The sequence below is a fragment of the Pseudomonas sp. Bout1 genome, assembly GCF_034314165.1.
Lineage (GTDB): Bacteria > Pseudomonadota > Gammaproteobacteria > Pseudomonadales > Pseudomonadaceae > Aquipseudomonas.
In genome coordinates this window covers 1,257,234-1,276,400 of sequence record NZ_JAVIWK010000001.1, presented here as the reverse complement: position 1 = coordinate 1,276,400, position 19,167 = coordinate 1,257,234, and the positions used below count along the sequence as shown (strand labels likewise).

The window sequence follows — 19,167 nt, the reverse complement described above, 5'->3', positions numbered from 1 at the left end:
TTAAAGAAGAGGGAACCCCCATGTCTGCGCACAAGACCGCACTGCTCAGTGCCCTGACCACCGCGCTGCTGGCCAGTGTCAGTATCCAGGCCGCCGAACCGCTCAAAGCGGTCGGCGCCGGTGAAGGCCAGTTGGATATCGTCGCCTGGCCCGGCTACATCGAACGTGGCGAAAGCGACAAAAACTACGACTGGGTCACCGGTTTCGAGAAAGAGACCGGCTGCAAGGTCAACGTCAAGACCGCCGCCACCTCGGATGAGATGGTGAGTTTGATGGCCAAGGGCGGCTACGACCTGGTCACCGCGTCAGGCGACGCCTCGTTGCGATTGATCGGCGGCAAGCGTGTGCAGCCGATCAACACCGCGCTGATTCCCAACTGGAAGAACATCGACCCGCGCCTCAAGGATGCGCCGTGGTACGTGGTCGGCCAGCAGACGTATGGCACCCCGTACCAGTGGGGCCCGAACGTGTTGATGTACAACACCAACGTGTTCAAGACCGCGCCCACCAGCTGGAACGTGGTGTTCGACGCGCAGAACCTGCCCGACGGCAAGCCGAACAAAGGCCGCGTGCAGGCCTATGACGGCCCCATCTACATCGCCGATGCGGCGCTGTACCTCAAGTCGACCAAGCCGGAGCTGGGCATCCAGAGCCCGTACGAGCTGACCGAAACCCAGTACAAGGCCGTGCTTGAACTGCTGCGCGCCCAGCAACCGTTGATCCACCGCTACTGGCACGACACCACCGTGCAAATGAGTGACTTCAAGAACGAAGGCGTGGTGGCGTCCAGTGCGTGGCCGTATCAGGTCAACGGCCTGGTCAACGAGAAGCAGCCGATCGCCTCGACCATTCCAAAGGAAGGCGCCACCGGCTGGGCAGACACCACCATGCTGCACGCCGACGCCAAGCACCCGAACTGCGCCTACAAGTGGATGGACTGGTCGCTGCAGCCGAAGGTCCAGGGTGATGTGGCCTCGTGGTTCGGTTCGTTGCCGGCGGTACCTGCCGCGTGCAAGGAAAGCGAATTGCTCGGCGCCGAAGGTTGCAAGACCAACGGTTTCGACCAGTTCGAGAAGATCGCCTTCTGGAAGACCCCGCAGGCTGAAGGCGGCAAGTTCGTGCCGTACAGCCGCTGGACCCAGGATTACATCGCGATCATGGGCGGCCGTTAAGCCCTTGGGGCCGCTTCGCGGCCCAACGCAGCCTCGTACCTCGACAGCTGCTACGCGACCTCAATAAAACATCGCCTGCGCTCGACAGCGCCTACGCAAAATGTAGGCGCTGTCGAGTGAAACGAGGCTGCGAATTTGCGCACCGCCTCGGATTTGATTTTTATCCAAAACGCGCCTTTTTGGAGCACCGCACCATGACGCTTGCAGTCCAATTCACCCACGTTTCCCGTCAGTTCGGCGAAGTGAAAGCCGTTGACCGGGTTTCCATCGATATCCAGGACGGCGAGTTCTTTTCCATGCTCGGCCCTTCCGGCTCGGGCAAAACCACCTGCCTGCGCCTGATCGCCGGGTTCGAGCAACCGAGTGCCGGCTCCATCCGTATTCACGGTGAAGAAGCCGCCGGTCTGCCGCCCTATCAGCGCGACGTGAACACCGTGTTTCAGGATTACGCGCTGTTCCCCCACATGAACGTGCGGGACAACGTGGCCTACGGCCTGAAAGTCAAAGGTGTGGGCAAGACCGAGCGCCTCAACCGCGCCGAAGAAGCGTTGGGCATGGTTGCCCTCGGCGGCTACGGCGAGCGCAAGCCGGTGCAGCTCTCCGGCGGCCAGCGTCAACGTGTGGCCCTGGCTCGCGCACTGGTCAATCGTCCTCGCGTGCTACTGCTCGATGAGCCCTTGGGCGCCCTCGACCTGAAGCTGCGCGAACAGATGCAAAGCGAGCTGAAGAAGCTGCAACGCCAGCTCGGCATCACCTTCATTTTCGTGACCCACGACCAGACCGAAGCGCTGTCGATGTCCGACCGTGTGGCCGTGTTCAACAAGGGCCGCATCGAGCAGGTCGACACCCCGCGCAACCTGTACATGAAGCCCGCCACCACCTTCGTCGCAGAGTTCGTCGGTACCTCCAACGTGATTCGCGGCGAGCTGGCGCAACGCTTGAGCGGCAACCCGCAGCCGTTCTCGATCCGCCCGGAGCACGTGCGTTTCGCCGAAGGCCCGCTGGGCACCGGTGAAGTGGAAATCAGCGGCCTGCTGCATGACATCCAGTACCAAGGCAGCGCCACCCGCTATGAACTGAAACTGGAAAACGGCCAGGCCCTGAACATCAGCCAGGCCAACAACCAATGGCTGGACACCAGCGCCGGGCATCAAGTCGGCCAGCCCATCACCGCACGCTGGGCGCGGGAAGCCATGACCCCGTTGACCGACATCGCAGGCGAGGTGTGACATGAGCCTGGCCCTGTCCCAACCCCCGATGCGCAGGTTTTCCAACCTGCTGTACAAGAAGCCCAACCTGTACCTGTCGCTGCTGCTGGTGCCGCCGCTGATCTGGTTCGGTGCGATCTACCTGGGTTCGCTGCTGACCTTGCTGTGGCAAGGGTTCTACACGTTTGATGACTTCACCATGGCGGTCACGCCGGACTTGACCCTGGCCAACTTCGCCGCGCTGTTCCAGCCGTCGAACTTCGACATTATCGTGCGCACCTTGAGCATGGCGGTCGTGGTGTCGATCGCCAGCGCCGTCGTCGCCTTCCCCATCGCCTACTACATGGCGCGCTACACCACGGGCAAGACCAAGGCGTTTTTCTACATCGCGGTGATGATGCCGATGTGGGCCAGCTACATCGTCAAGGCCTACGCCTGGACCCTGCTGCTGGCCAAGGGCGGCGTAGCGCAGTGGTTCGTGCAGCACCTGGGCCTGGAGCCGGTGTTGCAATTGATCATGGGCATTCCCGGCGTAGGCGGCAGCACCTTGAGCACCTCGCATCTGGGGCGGTTCATGGTGTTTGTGTACATCTGGTTGCCGTTCATGATTTTGCCGATCCAGGCCTCGCTTGAGCGTTTGCCTCCGTCGTTGCTGCAAGCTTCGGCAGACCTCGGCGCCAAGCCGCGCCAGACCTTCATGCAAGTGATTTTGCCGCTGTCGGTGCCGGGGATTGCCGCGGGTTCGATCTTCACCTTCTCGCTGACTCTGGGCGACTTCATCGTGCCGCAACTGGTGGGCCCGCCGGGCTACTTCGTCGGCGGCATGGTGTACGCCCAGCAAGGTGCTATCGGCAACATGCCCATGGCCGCAGCATTCACGTTGGTGCCGATCGTGCTGATCGCGGTTTACCTGTCCATCGTCAAACGTCTGGGGGCCTTCGATGCACTCTGAAAAAGCTTCATGGAGTCTCAAAATCGCGGCCTGGGGTGGGTTGGTTTTCCTGCACTTCCCGATCCTGATCATCTTCCTCTACGCCTTCAACACCGAGGAGGCGGCGTTCAGCTTTCCACCCCAGGGCTTCACCCTGAAGTGGTTCAGCGTGGCCTTCTCGCGGCCGGACGTACTGGAAGCAATCAAGTTGTCGCTGCAAATCGCCGCCATCGCCACGCTGATTGCGATGGTGCTCGGCACCCTGGCCTCGGCAGCGCTGTATCGCCGGGAGTTCTTCGGCAAGCAAGGTATCTCGCTGATGCTGATCCTGCCGATTGCCCTGCCGGGAATCATCACCGGTATCGCGCTGTTGGCGACTTTCAAGACGCTGGGGATTGAGCCGGGGATGTTCACCATCATCGTCGGCCACGCGACCTTCTGCGTGGTGATCGTCTACAACAACGTGATCGCCCGCTTGCGCCGCACCTCCCACAGCCTGATCGAAGCCTCGATGGACCTCGGCGCCGACGGCTGGCAGACCTTCCGCTACATCATCATGCCCAACCTGGGTTCTGCGTTGCTGGCCGGCGGCATGCTGGCGTTTGCGCTGTCGTTCGACGAAATCATCGTCACCACCTTCACCGCCGGCCACGAACGCACCTTGCCGTTGTGGCTGCTCAACCAGTTGAGCCGGCCACGGGATGTGCCGGTGACCAACGTGGTGGCGATGCTGGTGATGATCGTGACGATGTTCCCGATCCTGGGTGCCTATTACCTGACCCGCGGCGGCGAAAGCGTGGCCGGTAGTGGCGGTAAATAACTGCCACTGACGAAACCCGCGTCACTTGTAGGAGCTGGCTTGCCAGCGATGGCGGTATCACCTGACACACCGCCATCACCGCCATCGCCGGCAAGCCGGCTCCTACAAGTGACGCTGGTTTCGGCAGGGGAAACGATGCAGCTTTAAGAGGACTGAACCATGCAAACCAAACTGCTGATCAACGGCCATCTGGTCGAAGGCGAAGGCCCGGCGCAGCCGGTGTTCAACCCGGCGTTGGGCCGGGTGCTGGTAGAGATCAAGGAAGCCAGCGAAGCCCAGGTCGACGCCGCTGTGCGCGCCGCCGACAGCGCCTTTGAAGGCTGGTCGCAGACCCCGCCGAAAGACCGCTCGCTGTTGCTGCTCAAGCTCGCCGACGCCATCGAGGCCCATGGCGAAGAGTTGGCCAAGCTTGAGTCGGACAACTGCGGCAAACCCTACAGCGCCGCGCTGAACGACGAGATCCCGGCGGTGGCCGATGTGTTCCGCTTCTTCGCCGGCGCCAGCCGCTGCATGAGCGGTTCGGCCGGCGGTGAATACCTGCCGGGCCACACCTCGATGATCCGCCGCGACCCGGTGGGCGTGATCGCCTCCATCGCGCCGTGGAACTACCCGCTGATGATGGTCGCCTGGAAAATCGCCCCGGCCCTGGCCGCCGGTAATACCGTGGTGCTCAAGCCGTCGGAACAGACCCCGCTGACCGCGTTGCGCCTGGTGGAGCTGGCCGCTGAAATTTTCCCGGCCGGTGTGCTCAACCTGGTGTTTGGCCGTGGGCCAACCGTCGGCAGCCCGCTGGTGAATCACCCGAAAGTGCGCATGGTGTCGCTCACGGGTTCGATTGCCACCGGCGCCAACATCATTTCCAGCACCGCTGACAGCGTCAAACGCATGCACATGGAGCTGGGCGGCAAGGCGCCGGTGATCATCTTCAACGACGCCGATATCGACGCGGCCGTGGAAGGCATCCGCACCTTTGGGTTCTACAACGCCGGCCAGGATTGCACGGCGGCGTGCCGGATTTATGCACAGGCTGATATCTACGACGCGTTCGTCGAGAAGCTCGGCGCGGCCGTCGCCAGCATCAAATACGGTTTGCAGGACGACCCGGCCACCGAGCTGGGCCCGCTGATCACCGCGCAGCATCGTGACCGTGTGGCCGGGTTTGTGGAGCGTGCCGTGGCGCAATCCCACATCCGCCTGATCACCGGCGGCAAGGCGGTGGAAGGCAACGGGTTCTTCTTTGAGCCAACGGTATTGGCCGACGCGCAGCAGGACGACGAAATCGTGCGCCGCGAGGTGTTCGGGCCGGTGGTGTCGGTGACCAAATTCACCGACGAGGCCCAGGTGTTGGGCTGGGCCAACGATTCGGACTATGGCTTGGCGTCATCGGTGTGGACCGCCGATGTCGGTCGCGCCCATCGGCTGGCGGCGCGCCTGCAGTATGGCTGCACCTGGGTGAATACCCACTTCATGCTGGTCAGCGAAATGCCCCACGGCGGTCAGAAACTGTCCGGCTACGGCAAGGACATGTCCATGTATGGCCTGGAGGACTACACCACCGTTCGCCATGTGATGTTCAAGCACTGACCCTTTACCCCTGTCGAAGCGAGCTCACTGTGGCGAGGGCGCTTGCTCCCGCTGGAGTGCGAAGCGCTCCCAGGATTTTTGGGGCCGCTACGCAGCCCAGCGGGAGCAAGCTCCCTCGCCACAACAGCCGGCTCCTGCAGGGATCTCATAACAATAAATAATTCGTAGGTTCCCATGGACATCACCCGCCGCGACTTCCTCAACGGCGTCGCCATCACGATTGCCGCCGGCATGACACCCCTGCAAATCCTCCAGGCCGCTCCCGATGGCCGCTACTACCCGCCCGCCCTCACCGGCTTGCGCGGCAGCCATGTCGGCTCGTTCGAAATTGCCCACCAGATGGGCTGGGAAAAGAAGACCTTCGACACCGACAAACTGCCCATCACCGAGGACTATGACCTGGTGGTGGTCGGCGGTGGCTTGAGCGGTTTGTCGGCGGCGTGGTTCTACCGCGAGAAGCACCCGAAGGCGAAGATTCTGATCCTGGAGAACCACGACGACTTCGGCGGTCATGCCAAGCGCAATGAATTCCAGGCCGGTGGCCGGCTGATCATCGGCTACGGCGGCAGCGAAGCGTTCCAGTCGCCGAATCATCTTTACAGCAAAGAAGTAAACGCACTGTTGAAGAAACTTGGGGTGAACATCAAGCGCTTCGAGACCGCCTTCGACCGCCAGTTTTACCCGGGCCTGGGGTTGTCCCGCGGAGTGTTCTTCGACAAGGAGAACTTCGGCGAAGACAAACTGGTCACCGGCGACCCAACGCCAATGGTCGCCGACGACATCGCCCCGGACCAATTGCACGCGCGCTCCATCAGCGACTTCATCAATGATTTCCCGTTGCCGCCAGCTGATCGCGAGGCGCTGATTGCCCTGCACGTCGCGCCCAAGGATTACCTGCCGGGCAAGTCCGCCGACGAAAAGGCCGTGTACCTGGCGGCTACCAGTTACCGCGATTTCCTGCTCAAGGACGTCGGACTGTCGGAAGGTGCCGTGAAGTACTTCCAGAGCCGCACCAACGACTTCATGGCCCTGAGCATCGACGCCGTGGCTTCGTCCGATGCCTATAGCGTGGGATTCCCGGGTTTTGGCGGGATGAACCTGGCACCGATCAGCGAAGAAGCTGCAGCGGAAATGGAAGAGCCCTACATCTACCACTTCCCCGACGGCAACGCGTCGCTGGCACGGTTGCTGGTGCGCAGCCTGATTCCTGCCGTGGCGCCCGGGCACACCATGGACGACATCGTGCTGGCGCCGTTTGACTACGCCAAGCTCGACCAACCCAGGACGCCGGTGCGGGTGCGCCTCAACAGCACGGCGGTCAGTGTGCGTAACGTTGGAGACGGCGTGCACATCGGCTACAGCCGTGGCGGCCAACTCGTACAAGTGCGTGGCAAACGCTGCATCCTCGCCTGCTACAACATGATGATCCCGTATCTTTTGCGGGGCCTGCCGACAGAACAGGCCCAGGCCCTGAGCCAGAACGTGAAGTACCCACTGGTGTACACCAAGGTAGTGGTGCGCAACTGGACGTCGTTCCAGAAGCTTGGGGTGCATGAGATTTATGCCGCCACCCAGCCTTACAGCCGCATCAAGCTGGACTACCCGGTGAGCATGGGCGGCTACGAGCACCCACGTGACCCGACGCAGCCGATTGGTTTGCACATGGTGTACGTGCCCACCAGCCCCAACAGCGGCATGAACGGCCGCGACCAGGCCCGCGCCGGGCGGGGCAAGCTGTACGGGCAGACGTTCGAACAATTGGAAGCGCAACTGCGCGACCAGTTGCAACGCATGCTCGGCCCGGGCGGTTTCAACCACCAGACCGATATTCTGGCGATCACTGTCAACCGTTGGTCACACGGCTATGCGACCTTCTCCAACAGCTTGTTTGACGATGCCGATGAAAGCGAAAAGCTGAAGGACCTGGCTCGCCAGCCGCTGGGGCATGTGAGCATCGCCAACTCGGACGCGGCGTGGAGTGCGTATGCCCATGCTGCTATCGATGAGGCGTATCGGGCGGTAGGCGAAGTGAGCTGACCCCGGCTTTTCCTGGAGGAAGAGGTTGTTGTGGCGAGGGAGCTTGCTCCCGCTGGGGTGCGCAGCAGCCCCAAACCAGGCGATCGAGATATCCCTGAAAGATCTCCATCGCCTGAGCTGGGGTCGCTTCGCGACCCAACGCGAGCTTGCTCCCTCGCCACACGGCTCCCACAGAAACGTCTTGTTTCACATGCAATGCCATCAACCCGCCATCAATCATTTTTCCTTCTGCACCGAACCGCTTAAGCTATTTGGCATCTGTTTAATGTCCGTTGCGTTTGGCCGAAGGCATGTCCGAACCGTTTCCCTTGATCCAGCACGTGCCAGGAACGGCGCGGGATTGTTCACGACAGGTTGTATTTATGCACCGCAGGAATTTGCTCAAAGCGTCCATGGCCATTGCGGCTTACACCGGTCTGTCGGCCAGTGGCCTGCTGGCCGCACAAGCCTGGGCGGGCAATCGCGCCGCTGATGGCGAGGCCCAGGCCTTCGATTTCGAGGCCCTGAAGATCCAGGCCAAGCAGTTGGCAAGCAATCGCTACCAGGACACCAAACAGGTATTGCCGCCGACCCTGGCGACCATGACCCCGCAGAATTTCAATGCCATCGGCTACGACGGCAAGCATTCGCTGTGGAAGGAGTTGAACGGCCAACTGGACGTGCAGTTCTTCCACGTCGGCATGGGTTTCAAGACGCCGGTGCGCATGTACAGCGTCGACCCGAAGACCCGCCTGGCCCGCGAGGTGCACTTTCGCCCTTCGCTGTTCAACTATGAAAAAACCACGGTAGACACCAAGCAGTTGACCGGCGATTTGGGGTTCTCCGGCTTCAAGCTGTTCAAGGCCCCGGAACTGGACCGCCACGACGTGCTGTCCTTCCTCGGCGCCAGCTACTTCCGTGCGGTGGACTCCACCGGCCAGTACGGCCTTTCTGCACGTGGCCTGGCCATCGATACCTACGCGAAAAAGCGCGAGGAGTTCCCGGACTTCACCAAGTTCTGGTTCGAAACCCCAGACAAGGACAGCACCCGCTTCGTGGTCTACGCGCTGCTGGATTCGCCGAGCGCCACCGGTGCCTACCGCTTTGACATCGACTGCCAGGCCAACCAGGTGGTGATGGGCATCGACGCCCATATCAATGCGCGCACCGCCATCGAGCAACTGGGCATCGCACCGATGACCAGCATGTTCAGCTGCGGCACCGTTGAACGGCGGATGTGCGACACCATCCACCCGCAAATCCACGACTCGGACCGCCTGGCCATGTGGCGCGGCAACGGCGAGTGGATCTGCCGCCCACTGAACAACCCGGCCACCCTGCAATTCAACGCATTTGCCGACAAAGACCCGAAAGGCTTCGGCCTGGTGCAAACCGACCATGAGTTCGCCAGCTATCAGGACACTGTGGACTGGTACAGCAAACGCCCAAGCTTGTGGGTAGAACCTACAACCGCGTGGGGCGAAGGCTCTATCGACCTGCTGGAAATTCCTACAACCGGCGAGACCCTGGATAACATCGTGGCCTTCTGGACCCCGAAAAAACCCGTGGCCGCCGGCGAGTCCCTGAACTACGGCTACAAGCTTTACTGGAGCGCCCTGCCGCCGGTCAGCACGCCACTGGCGCAGGTCAATGCCACCCGTTCGGGCATGGGCGGTTTCACCGAAGGTTGGGCACCGGGCGAGCATTACCCTGAAGTGTGGGCGCGACGTTTTGCGGTGGACTTCAACGGTGGCGGGCTGGATCGGTTGCCCGAAGGCACCGGGATCGAGCCGGTGGTGACGTGCTCCCACGGTGAGGTCAAGGACTTCAGCGTATTGGTGCTGGATGCCATCAAGGGCTATCGAATCCTGTTTGACTGGTACCCGACCAGCGACAGCGTAGAGCCGGTTGAGCTGCGGCTGTTTATCCGCACCCAGGACCGCACCTTGAGTGAAACCTGGCTGTACCAGTACTTCCCGCCTGCGCCAGACAAGCGCAAGTACACCTGAAACCGAACGTTCCCACGCTTGCGTGGGAACGCCCCTTCGGCGCGCTCAGAACCGCGAAATACTCTTCATCGCCCCAATCAAATATCGCATCGCCACCTGATCGCTCTCGGTCAGGGCGCGGTACTGTTCCAGCAACTGCTCCTCGTCCGAACTCAGCCGCCGGCTGCGCAACGACATCCTGCGGGCCAGAAAGGACGACACAAAACCCGCAACACCATAAGACTTGGCCATGGACTGTCTCCGCGTATCAATCAATTGCTCCTGGTTGCCCATAACCTCAGACAGCGATGCGACCTGCGAGGATGATCAGGCTGACTTCCTGGGCCAGAAATCAGACTTACTGTAAGCGTAGAAACTATCTTGCCGGGCGTGAGACTTTTTTAGAGTAATCACTTAAAAAAATACTCACGCGGCAATGACCTACAGCGCCATCCCACATGGCTACACGATGCCCCGTAATGAATGATGCTCAAGCCAATGAAAAGCCCGCCGGTTCAAGGGCGGGCTTTCATGTTTGCCAGTATTGCCGAGCAGATCAATCCCGCAGGTCCGACTCATGAATCGGCTGATCGCGATGTGTGGCCCGCTGATACTGCGCCGGCCAGATCGCTTTGCGGCCGCCAAGGTCATCGTCGGCGTGCAACGGCCAGTACGGATCACGCAGCAACTCTCGGGCGAGGAAAATGAGGTCGGCCTGGCAAGTGCGCAGGATGTGTTCGGCCTGGGCGGGCTCGGTAATCATGCCCACAGTGCCGGTGGCGATCCCCGACTCTTTGCGTACGCGCTCGGCGAAGCGGGTCTGGTAACCGGGGCCCGTAGGAATTTCCGCATTGGCGGCGGTGCCACCGGAAGAGACATCGATCAGGTCCACGCCGAGGTCTTTCAGGCGGCGCGCCAGTTCGACGGTTTCATCCGGGTTCCAGCCGTCTTCGACCCAATCGGTGGCCGACACCCGTACAAACAGCGGCAGCTCCTGCGGCCAGGCTTCACGCACCGCGGTGGTCACTTGCAGCACCAGGCGGATGCGGTTTTCGAACGAGCCGCCGTACTGGTCCTGACGCTGATTGCTCAGGGGCGAGAGAAACTGATGCAGCAGGTAGCCATGGGCCGCATGGATTTCCGCCACTTTGAAACCGGCGGTCAACGCACGCTTGGCCGCGGCGACAAAGTCCGCGATCACTTGCTGGATCTGCCCTTCGTCCAATTGTTTGGGTGAGGTGTGCTGCGGGTCAAAGGCTATCGGCGAGGGCCCCACCGGCACCCAACCGCCGTCTTCCGGCTTGACGCTGCCGTGCTTGCCGATCCACGGGCGGTGCGTGCTGGCCTTGCGCCCGGCGTGGGCCAGTTGAATCCCCGCCACCGCGCCCTGGGCGTTGATAAAGCGTGTGATGCGTTGCAGGGGTTCGATCTGTTCGTCGTGCCACAGGCCCAGGTCCTGGGCGGTGATACGGCCATCGGCGGTCACGGCGGTGGCTTCGGTAAAGATCAGCCCGGCACCGCCCACGGCACGGCTGCCGAGGTGCACCAGGTGCCAGTCGTTGGCCAGGCCATCGACGCTGGAATACTGGCACATCGGCGACACGGCGATGCGGTTGAGCAGGGTCAGTTGGCGCAGGGTGTAGGGTTCAAGCAGACGACTCATGGGGCACCTCTTTTATGCAGTGGGCTGGCTCCAGGGTTCTGTTTGAACGGTCGACGAAAAACCCGTCCCCGGCGGGCTGAAATAAAACAAAGTCACAAGACCGATCACACAGTGCTTAGAGACTAGTCGACAACAGAGGATTGCACAGGGTTCAGCGCGGCTCGATATGGGCAATCATCAGTTGCACGGTTTCCTGGCCACGGAACTCGTTCACGTCGAGCTTGTAGGCCAGTTCCACCCAGCGAATGGTCGGGTTGGGCCAGATCTCGCGGTCGATACCGAAGGCAATGCCATCAAGCTTCACCGAACCGCATTCGCTCTTGAGCACCACTTTCAGGTGGCGCTCGCCGACGACGCGTTGCTCCACCAACTGGAACACTCCGTGAAACAACGGCTCGGGGAAGTGCTGGCCCCATGGCCCGGCATTGCGCAGCGCGCGGGCCAGTTCCAGGTGAAACTCTTCCACCGCCAGGGTACCGTCGGACAGCAGCCGGCCCGTCAGGTCTTCTTCACGCAGTTGCCGGCGCACTTCGGCGTCAAACGCCTCGGCGAACAGTGGGAAGTTGGCTTCGGGCAAGGTCAGGCCCGCCGCCATGGCGTGACCGCCGTATTTGGCGATCAGTGTCGGATGCTGGCTGGCCACCACGGCCAGCGCGTCACGAATATGAAAACCCAGCACCGAGCGCCCGGAGCCCTTGAGCAGGCCATCGCCAGCATCGGCAAAGGCGATGGTCGGGCGGAAGTAACGCTCTTTCATGCGCGAGGCGAGGATGCCGATCACGCCCTGGTGCCATTCCGGGTCGAACAGGCACAAGCCATACGGCATTGACTCCACCGGCAAGTCCTTGAGCTGGGCCAGGGCCTCGCGCTGCATGCCTTGTTCGATGGACTTACGGTCCTGGTTCATGCCGTCCAGTTGCGCGGCCATTTCCCGGGCAGCGGCGAAATCCGTGGTAAGCAGGCATTCGATGCCCAGGCTCATGTCATCCAGGCGACCGGCGGCGTTCAGGCGCGGGCCGAGGATAAAACCAAGGTCGGTGGAAGTGATGCGCGCGTGATCGCGCTTGGCCACTTCAAGGATCGCCTTGATCCCCGGGCGGGCGCGACCGGCGCGAATGCGTTCCAGGCCCTGGTAGACCAGGATGCGGTTGTTGGCATCCAGCGGGACTACGTCGGCCACGCTGCCCAGGGCCACCAGGTCCAGCAGTTCGCCGATGTTTGGTTGGGGCTTGTTCTCGTACCAGCCGAGGCTGCGCAAACGTGCGCGCAGGGCCATCAGCACGTAGAAGATCACGCCGACACCGGCCAACGCCTTGCTGGGGAATTCGCAGCCCGGCTGGTTCGGGTTGACGATGGCATCGGCCGCCGGCAGTTCATCGCCCGGCAAGTGGTGGTCGGTGACCAACACCTTCAGCCCCGCTGCTTTCGCGGCCGCCACGCCTTCGACGCTGGAGATGCCGTTGTCCACGGTGATCAGCAACTGAGGCTGGCGCTGCAGGGCCACGGCGACGATTTCCGGGGTCAGGCCGTAGCCGTATTCGAAACGGTTGGGCACGAGGTAATCGACATGAGCCGCGCCCAACAAGCGCAGGCCCAGCGTGCCCACCGTGCTGGCGGTGGCGCCGTCGGCGTCGAAGTCACCCACGATCAGGATCCGCTGGCGCTGTTCCAGGGCCGTCACCAGCAAGTCCACGGCGGCATCGATGCCCTTGAGCTGCTGATACGGAATCAGCCGCGCCAGGCTTTTATCCAGTTCGGCTTCCGATTGCACCCCGCGTGCGGCGTAGAGACGGGTCAACAACGGTGGCAATTCACCGAGAAATGGCAGGACGGCGGGCAACGGGCGAGGATCGATACGCATGGGGTGACGGAAGCTTCTCTTTAATGTTGAAAGTTAACGGCGATCCCTTGTAGGAGCTGGCTTGCCTGCGATGCAGACAACTCGGTCATTCAGATGCACCGAGGTGATGCAATCGCAGGCAAGCCAGCTCCTACATTCGATCTATCGGTGTTTCAGCCGCGCTCGCCGACCAGCCATTCCAGTTGGACTTCATGCTGGCCACGGTCGTCAGTCACAAAGATCGTGCCTTCGCTGATCATCACGTCCCACTTGATCACCCGTGGCATGTCCTTGGCCAGGACTTCGAGGATTTCCTGGGGTACGGCGGCGATGTGCACGTTTTTCAGGTTTTTCGCCACCGGCACCACTTTGCCTTCCCAGACGCGCAAGCTGCCGTAGGCCAGCAACGTGGTGCGCTCGGTCCGGCGCGAACACCAGGTCAGGCGGTCCGCGTCCGGCTGGCCGACTTCGATCCAGTGCAGGACGCGATCATCCAGGCTTTTTTCCCACAGCGCCGGCTCGTCTACATCCGACAGGCCACGGCCGAAAGCCAGCTGTTCGTTGTAAAAAAGCGCGTAGGCCAGCAAACGCACGGTCATGCGCTCTTCGGTTTCCGAAGGGTGGCGCGCGATGGTCTGCTTGACGCTCTCGTACACCGAACGATCAAGGTCGGTGAGGTTGAGTTCAAACTTGTAGGTCGTGGACGGCTGGGCCATGAACGGACTTCTAGAGACAGGGAAAGGCGGCAAGTCTAACCGATGGCGAGGTGATTCAACGAATCCTGCGCTGCATCATCCTTATCACTGCGCCACTCGCCTATGTTAAAAGGCATCACACCCCCGTACAGCGCCCGAAAGGATCCTCATGTCGTTTACTGCCAAACCACTTGCCGGCCTGAAAGTCATCGAACTCGGCACCCTGATCGCCGGCCCGTTCGCGTCGCGCATTTGCGCCGAGTTCGGCGCCGAGGTGATCAAGGTCGAATCCCCGGACGGCGGCGACCCGCTGCGCAAGTGGCGCAAGCTGTACGAAGGCACTTCGCTGTGGTGGTTTGTGCAGGCACGCAACAAGAAATCCCTGACCCTGAACCTGAAACACCCGGACGGCCTGGCGATCCTCAAGCAACTGTTGGCAGATGCCGACATCCTGATCGAGAACTTTCGCCCCGGCGTGCTGGAAAAGCTCGGTCTAGGCTGGGAAACCTTGCACGCCCTGAACCCTAAACTGGTGATGGTGCGCCTCTCGGGCTTCGGCCAGACCGGGCCAATGAAGGACCAGCCCGGGTTTGGCGCGGTGGGCGAGTCGATGGGCGGCCTGCGTTACATCACCGGCTTCGAGGACCGGCCGCCGGTGCGCACAGGGATCTCCATCGGTGACTCGATCGCGGCGTTGTGGGCAGTGATTGGGGCGCTGATGGCCCTGCGTCATCGTGAGGTGAATGGCGGGCTCGGCCAGGTCGTGGATGTGGCGTTGTATGAAGCGATTTTCGCGATGATGGAGAGCATGATCCCGGAGTTCGACGTGTTCGGTTTTATCCGCGAGCGCACTGGCAACATCATGCCGGGCATTACGCCCTCCTCGATCCACACCAGCCAGGATGGCAAGCACGTGCAGATCGGTGCCAATGGCGATGCGATTTTCAAGCGTTTCATGTCGGCCATTGGTCGCGAGGATTTGGCCAACGATCCGGCCCTGGCCAGCAACGATGGCCGCGACAACCGCCGCGATGAGTTGTATGGGGTGATTGATCGCTGGGTCAATTCGCTGACACTGGAGCAAGTGGTGGAACAGTTGAACAAGGCCCAAGTGCCCGCCAGCCGGATCTACAGCGCTGAAGACATGCTGGGAGACCCGCAATTTCTCGCCCGCGAGATGTTTCTCAAGGCGCAACTGCCCGGCGGCAAGGACTTCAAGATGCCTGGCATCGTGCCCAAGCTGTCGCACACCCCGGGCAGTTGCGAGTGGGTAGGCCCCCAATTGGGTGAACACAACAACGTGCTGTTGGCAGAGCTGGGCTACGACGCTTCTGCGATCACTCGCCTGCGTGAGAACGGCGCGATCTGATGGCCCGGCGCTGCATCATTCGACTCTGCCTGCTGGGCTCACTGCTCGGCGGTTGGCCACTGTCGAGCCAGGCCCACGACACCTTGATCTGGCTGTTGCGTGACCTGCCGCCGGTGACGATTTTCGAAGGCCCGCAAAAGGGCCAGGGAGCCCTCGACCAACTGCTGCCGATACTCGCCGAGCATATGCCGGAGTACCGGCAGCAGATCCTCCACGTGAACCGCGCGCGCGGCATGCAAATGCTCCGCGACCCCGGCACGCTGACCTGCGACCCCTCTTTGCTGTGGACGGCAGAGCGCGCGAAAACCATTGTGTTTTCCGCCCAGGCCTTTGCGTCGGTGAGCAATGGCGTGACGATCCGCGAGAGTCAACGGGCGGTGCTGGCGCCATTTGTAGTGAATGGCGCGTTTGACCTGGAGGCGTTCTTGAATGCCCGGGAAGCGCGCCTTGGTATCGTCGCCGAGCGCAGCTATGGCACCTTCATTGATCAAGCGCTGACGCACGCCAGCCCTCACAAACTGGCACCGCACTACGGCAATGACGCCCTCGGCAGCCTGCTGCAAATGCAACGCAAAGGGCGGCTGGAAGCCCTGCTGGGTTACTGGACAGAAGTTCGTTATCAGGCGCTGCAACAGGGCATCGACCCCCAGGACCTGATCTTCTACCCCATCAAGGGTACGCCGCCGTATCAACTGACCCGTATTGCTTGCACTGACAACCCGGCGGGCCGCGCGGCCATTGAGCGGATCGACCAAGTGTTGCACGAGATCCCGCAGGAACAACTGCGACAGTCCTACGCCTCGTGGCTCGACCCGGTCATGCGCGAGCAATACTTGAACGACAACCCGACGTTTTTCCAGGATGCCCCGGCCCCCTGACAAAACGCAGGCAAAAAGAAACCCCGAGCAGTGGGGAGACAACTCGGGGTTAATAAGGGCCTAAAAAGACCAGTAACAACGAGCCACAAGCACCGGAGCACAATGCTTGATCTCGCTGTTACAAAATCTGACTCGCCTTACTGTAGGAAGGTTCCCAACAAAAATAAATCTTCATGCGCAAGCTATCGGCCGCGTCAGGGCCGCATTGCGCAGGGCTGCTATGACCGAGGGTTCCAGGCGCCCTTCGGCAATCATCAGGTCGCGGTGCAAACAATCCACCACATCCACCAATGCACGCTTGTCGGTCAATTGCACCTGGTCGACTTCACGCTCGACCACGATGGCACCGGCAGGATTCTTTACGGTTACCAGGCATTCGCCCTGCACACCCGAGGTGGTCAGCGTGACCTGATAAGGGCTCAGTGCTTCACCGAGCAATAGGCTGATACTTTCCATCTCGATCACCACTCAATAGTTCGCAAACAATCGTGTAAACGGGGGCTGCATCTATCCTAAGTGACTATTTGTGTCGTAGGAAAGTTCGCTTTTTCGTCTTTCAAGGGTTGCCGGGGATGACGCGTCCAGCATGCGCTTGCAACATGACAAACAAAAAACGGCGGCACATAACTGCTTACTCAATGGGTCGCAGTTTTGGCGCTGATGCCGAGGGTGAATCCTATACTCGGTGAGTGCTCGTCACGCTGTCATGCAGGCAAGAGCGCAGATCAAAAGGCCCCAATTGCGAAGGATGAACATGATGCTGGAACACAACGAACAGCAGGCTACGGGAGACAGGATTCACGCCGACGTAGCCCGTATTTATGCCGAGATATCCCGTATGAATGCAGAGCAAACCAAGCTCCGCGCCGAATCAATGAAGATAACCTGCGAGACTTTCTGGTACCCGGTGGCGATCGCGACGGGCTTTTATGCCGCTGTCGGCACCGTCATAGTGGTGGCGCAGAAACTATTCGCTTAACGCTCAACCGGGCCTTCCTGAAACTAAAACACCGCTGACCCAAGGCAGGGAAGGCGGCGTTTTTTTGCACACTGTTAAAACGCCCTTCCGGTCATCCCTCCGTTAACAGGCTAGAATCCCCGAATTACCCCCGGGAGCCTGTATTGAAAGAAACGTCTGACAAGCCATTGCGCATCGTCCTCGCCGACGACCACCCGATTTTCCTCATCGGTCTGCGGGCGGTCCTGGAACGTGACGAGAGGCTAACCATCGTCGGTGAAGCCAACTCACCCCTGGCCCTTGGCGAACTGCTGCAACATTGTGCCTGTGACATTCTGGTCACTGACTTCATGATGCCCGCCGAGCCCCAGGCCGATGGCTTGCGCCTGATTGAACAACTGCGCCGGCATCACCCGGCCCTGCCCATCGTGGTGGTGACCATGCTCAATAACGCCGGGTTGTTTCACGCCATCCTGGAGCTGGGCGTCATGGGCCTGCTGAGTAAGGCCAGTCTCGCGGACGAATTGCCTGAAGCGATCCGCCAGGTGCGCCAGCACAGGCGTTATGTGGCCCGGACCATCAGTCAGTCACTGAACCAGGCGGGCGTCGAGCGCGTTCATTCCCAGGATCAACTCTCACCCCGTGAACTGGAAGTGATCCGCCTGCTGGCCGGCGGTTTGACAGTAGGCGAAATCGCCGCGAATTTGCATCGCAGCAAGCAGACCGTCAGCGCACAAAAAGTCAGCGCCATGCGCAAGCTGGGCCTGAGCAATGACGCGGCGTTATTTATCTATGTGCAGGAACACGGGTTGGCCTAGCCTGAAACGCGATCCACTGTTTCAGCGCCGCGGCATCCATCGGCCGGGCAATGAAGCAGCCTTGCAGCCACGCAACGCCCAGTTCACTCAGCGCGTGATAATCGGCGGCGCTTTCTACCCCGGTTACCACCACGCCAACGCCCAATCGCCGGGCCATGCTCATGGCTCCTGCAACCACTGCTGCCTTGCGATCGTCACTGGCCATCCCGCTGGCAAACACAGGGGGGATTTTCAGCTCACTGAACGGCAGTTCCAGCAAGCGCTGCAGGCTGGTGCCGCCCACGCCGAAATCACCAATCGACAGCTTGCACCCCATCATCCGCAAACGCAGCAAGCCGGTGACGTGAGCGCTGTCAGTCCTTAACCGCGAGGTCTCCACCAGTTCCAGGGTCAAGCCATGAGCAGGTACCCCATGCAGTTGCAGCAAGCCTTGCAGCACCTGGGGAAAGTGCGAGCGCTCCAGCATCCGCCCCGGAATGTTCACCGCCACCGGCAGTAATTGGCCCGTTTCGCGCGTGACCTGTGCCGCCATCCCCAACGCTTGCTCCAAGACGTGCCAGGTAAACGCCTCCTCCATCCCGGCATATTCCAGCACCTGCAAAAACGCGTCGGGCAGCAACAGTTCGCCGCCAGGCAGCTCCCAGCGCGCCAGCGCTTCAACACCTTGCAACGCACCCGCCTGGCTGACGATCGGCTGATACCAGACAGTGCCACACCGCGCGATAACGGCCTGGCTCAGATCCGCCGAGGGCGGCAACAGTTCGACGTCGCTCAAGCCCAGCAACTGGCGTACCCGTTCCCAGGACACCCCTTGCGGCCCCCCGGCCGCAGGCGCTCCAGGCATGCCTTCAAGACTTGCCCGATCAGCTTTGCCGACGCCGGTTTGGGCAGACAGCCGAGGACGTTGAGCCCCAATTGCCGCGCCATGTTCGCCACACCGTCCAGTACATCCGGCTCGGCGTTGCTCAACAGGATTAACACTTGGGCCTGGCGGCGCTCGGCCATTTCGCGAATCAGCTCCAGCGCATCGCCTTGCTCCAGGTACAGATCGCAAATCGCAATATCCACCGCGCCCTTGCTCTCCAGGGACTGGCGGGCTGCATCGACACTCTCGGCGGTGCGTACATTAAACACGCCGTTGGCATTGAGCATTTGATGCAGGGCCATCAATTGGAACGCGTTATCTTCAAGGATCAGGACGTTGAGGGAGCGCATGAAAAAATTACC

The 19,167-nt window shown here is 61.2% G+C and carries 16 protein-coding genes and 1 pseudogene; 11 read left to right on the top strand and 6 right to left on the bottom strand.

From position 1 onward, the window contains the following. Nucleotides 1-20: 20 nt before the first annotated feature. The 7 genes from ydcS (at nt 21) to RGV33_RS05700 (ending at nt 9,740) form a co-directional block, all read left to right on the top strand. Complete coding sequence (ydcS, locus tag RGV33_RS05730) at nt 21-1,172, top strand: putative ABC transporter substrate-binding protein YdcS (RefSeq protein ID WP_322143445.1); 1,152 nt, start codon at nt 21-23, stop codon at nt 1,170-1,172. A 194-nt stretch (nt 1,173-1,366) separates the two neighbouring features. Beyond that, on the top strand, nt 1,367-2,401 hold the full coding sequence (locus tag RGV33_RS05725) for an ABC transporter ATP-binding protein (RefSeq protein ID WP_322143444.1): 1,035 nt from the start codon (nt 1,367-1,369) through the stop codon (nt 2,399-2,401). Nucleotide 2,402: 1 nt separating this feature from the next. Further along, entirely contained in the window at nt 2,403-3,332 is a 930-nt protein-coding gene (locus RGV33_RS05720; protein ID WP_322143443.1) for an ABC transporter permease, read from the top strand. Next, the gene (locus RGV33_RS05715) at nt 3,322-4,131 is read left to right on the top strand and encodes an ABC transporter permease (protein ID WP_063032954.1); all 810 of its coding nucleotides are present in this window, start codon (nt 3,322-3,324) and stop codon (nt 4,129-4,131) included. Before RGV33_RS05720 ends, RGV33_RS05715 begins: the two co-directional genes overlap by 11 nt. A gap of 159 nt (nt 4,132-4,290) precedes the next feature. Beyond that, nucleotides 4,291-5,715 (top strand): gamma-aminobutyraldehyde dehydrogenase, encoded by a 1,425-nt coding sequence (locus RGV33_RS05710; RefSeq protein ID WP_322143442.1) that lies wholly within the window; start codon nt 4,291-4,293, stop codon nt 5,713-5,715. Nucleotides 5,716-5,889: 174 nt separating this feature from the next. Beyond that, a complete protein-coding gene (locus RGV33_RS05705; protein WP_322143441.1) occupies nt 5,890-7,752 on the top strand; it encodes an FAD/NAD(P)-binding protein in 1,863 nt (620 codons plus the stop codon). A gap of 362 nt (nt 7,753-8,114) precedes the next feature. After that, complete coding sequence (locus RGV33_RS05700; protein ID WP_322143440.1) at nt 8,115-9,740, top strand: glucan biosynthesis protein D; 1,626 nt, start codon at nt 8,115-8,117, stop codon at nt 9,738-9,740. A 45-nt stretch (nt 9,741-9,785) separates the two neighbouring features. Here RGV33_RS05700 and RGV33_RS05695 read toward each other — a convergent pair whose 3' ends face one another. The 4 genes from RGV33_RS05695 to RGV33_RS05680 form a co-directional block, all read right to left on the bottom strand. Continuing rightward, nucleotides 9,786-9,971 (bottom strand): hypothetical protein, encoded by a 186-nt coding sequence (locus tag RGV33_RS05695; RefSeq protein ID WP_322143439.1) that lies wholly within the window; start codon nt 9,969-9,971, stop codon nt 9,786-9,788. A gap of 304 nt (nt 9,972-10,275) precedes the next feature. Further along, nucleotides 10,276-11,382, bottom strand: a complete 1,107-nt coding sequence (locus RGV33_RS05690; RefSeq protein ID WP_322143438.1) for an NADH:flavin oxidoreductase/NADH oxidase — start codon at nt 11,380-11,382, stop codon at nt 10,276-10,278. A gap of 151 nt (nt 11,383-11,533) precedes the next feature. Continuing rightward, nucleotides 11,534-13,243: a single-stranded-DNA-specific exonuclease RecJ gene (gene recJ / locus RGV33_RS05685; protein ID WP_322143437.1), complete on the bottom strand. Its 1,710-nt coding sequence runs from the start codon at nt 13,241-13,243 to the stop codon at nt 11,534-11,536. A 152-nt stretch (nt 13,244-13,395) separates the two neighbouring features. Then, a complete protein-coding gene (locus tag RGV33_RS05680) occupies nt 13,396-13,938 on the bottom strand; it encodes a YaeQ family protein (RefSeq protein WP_322143436.1) in 543 nt (180 codons plus the stop codon). Between the two features lie 148 nt (nt 13,939-14,086). Between RGV33_RS05680 and RGV33_RS05675 the strand changes: the two genes are divergently transcribed. Both RGV33_RS05675 and RGV33_RS05670 read left to right on the top strand, forming a co-directional pair. After that, entirely contained in the window at nt 14,087-15,286 is a 1,200-nt protein-coding gene (locus RGV33_RS05675; RefSeq protein WP_322143435.1) for a CaiB/BaiF CoA-transferase family protein, read from the top strand. Continuing rightward, complete coding sequence (locus tag RGV33_RS05670; protein WP_322143434.1) at nt 15,286-16,164, top strand: TIGR02285 family protein; 879 nt, start codon at nt 15,286-15,288, stop codon at nt 16,162-16,164. The genes RGV33_RS05675 and RGV33_RS05670 overlap by 1 nt, the downstream gene beginning before the upstream one ends. 171 nt (nt 16,165-16,335) lie before the next feature. On the opposite strand, the gene RGV33_RS05665 is transcribed toward RGV33_RS05670, so the two are convergent. Next, nucleotides 16,336-16,620, bottom strand: a complete 285-nt coding sequence (locus tag RGV33_RS05665; RefSeq protein ID WP_322143433.1) for a DUF3509 domain-containing protein — start codon at nt 16,618-16,620, stop codon at nt 16,336-16,338. A gap of 301 nt (nt 16,621-16,921) precedes the next feature. Between RGV33_RS05665 and RGV33_RS05660 the strand changes: the two genes are divergently transcribed. Together RGV33_RS05660 and RGV33_RS05655 are read left to right on the top strand one after the other, a co-directional pair. Further along, nucleotides 16,922-17,143 carry a hypothetical protein gene (locus tag RGV33_RS05660; protein ID WP_322148622.1) on the top strand — a complete coding sequence of 74 codons (222 nt, stop codon included), beginning with the start codon at nt 16,922-16,924 and terminating at the stop codon, nt 17,141-17,143. Between the two features lie 143 nt (nt 17,144-17,286). Then, nucleotides 17,287-17,940 (top strand): response regulator transcription factor, encoded by a 654-nt coding sequence (locus tag RGV33_RS05655; protein WP_322143432.1) that lies wholly within the window; start codon nt 17,287-17,289, stop codon nt 17,938-17,940. Here the strand turns inward: RGV33_RS05655 and RGV33_RS05650 are convergent. Further along, nucleotides 17,909-19,155: pseudogene (locus RGV33_RS05650) on the bottom strand (EAL domain-containing protein). The gene RGV33_RS05655 and the pseudogene RGV33_RS05650 sit on opposite strands and share 32 nt — an antisense overlap. Nucleotides 19,156-19,167: the final 12 nt, after the last annotated feature.

Coding starts and splice junctions, on each gene's coding strand:
- ydcS (WP_322143445.1), top strand. CDS start 21: ATGTCTGCGCACAAGACCGCACTGCTCAGTGCCCTGACCACCGCGCTG.
- RGV33_RS05725 (WP_322143444.1), top strand. CDS start 1,367: ATGACGCTTGCAGTCCAATTCACCCACGTTTCCCGTCAGTTCGGCGAA.
- RGV33_RS05720 (WP_322143443.1), top strand. CDS start 2,403: ATGAGCCTGGCCCTGTCCCAACCCCCGATGCGCAGGTTTTCCAACCTG.
- RGV33_RS05715 (WP_063032954.1), top strand. CDS start 3,322: ATGCACTCTGAAAAAGCTTCATGGAGTCTCAAAATCGCGGCCTGGGGT.
- RGV33_RS05710 (WP_322143442.1), top strand. CDS start 4,291: ATGCAAACCAAACTGCTGATCAACGGCCATCTGGTCGAAGGCGAAGGC.
- RGV33_RS05705 (WP_322143441.1), top strand. CDS start 5,890: ATGGACATCACCCGCCGCGACTTCCTCAACGGCGTCGCCATCACGATT.
- RGV33_RS05700 (WP_322143440.1), top strand. CDS start 8,115: ATGCACCGCAGGAATTTGCTCAAAGCGTCCATGGCCATTGCGGCTTAC.
- RGV33_RS05695 (WP_322143439.1), bottom strand. CDS start 9,971: ATGGCCAAGTCTTATGGTGTTGCGGGTTTTGTGTCGTCCTTTCTGGCC.
- RGV33_RS05690 (WP_322143438.1), bottom strand. CDS start 11,382: ATGAGTCGTCTGCTTGAACCCTACACCCTGCGCCAACTGACCCTGCTC.
- recJ (WP_322143437.1), bottom strand. CDS start 13,243: ATGCGTATCGATCCTCGCCCGTTGCCCGCCGTCCTGCCATTTCTCGGT.
- RGV33_RS05680 (WP_322143436.1), bottom strand. CDS start 13,938: ATGGCCCAGCCGTCCACGACCTACAAGTTTGAACTCAACCTCACCGAC.
- RGV33_RS05675 (WP_322143435.1), top strand. CDS start 14,087: ATGTCGTTTACTGCCAAACCACTTGCCGGCCTGAAAGTCATCGAACTC.
- RGV33_RS05670 (WP_322143434.1), top strand. CDS start 15,286: ATGGCCCGGCGCTGCATCATTCGACTCTGCCTGCTGGGCTCACTGCTC.
- RGV33_RS05665 (WP_322143433.1), bottom strand. CDS start 16,620: ATGGAAAGTATCAGCCTATTGCTCGGTGAAGCACTGAGCCCTTATCAG.
- RGV33_RS05660 (WP_322148622.1), top strand. CDS start 16,922: ATGCTGGAACACAACGAACAGCAGGCTACGGGAGACAGGATTCACGCC.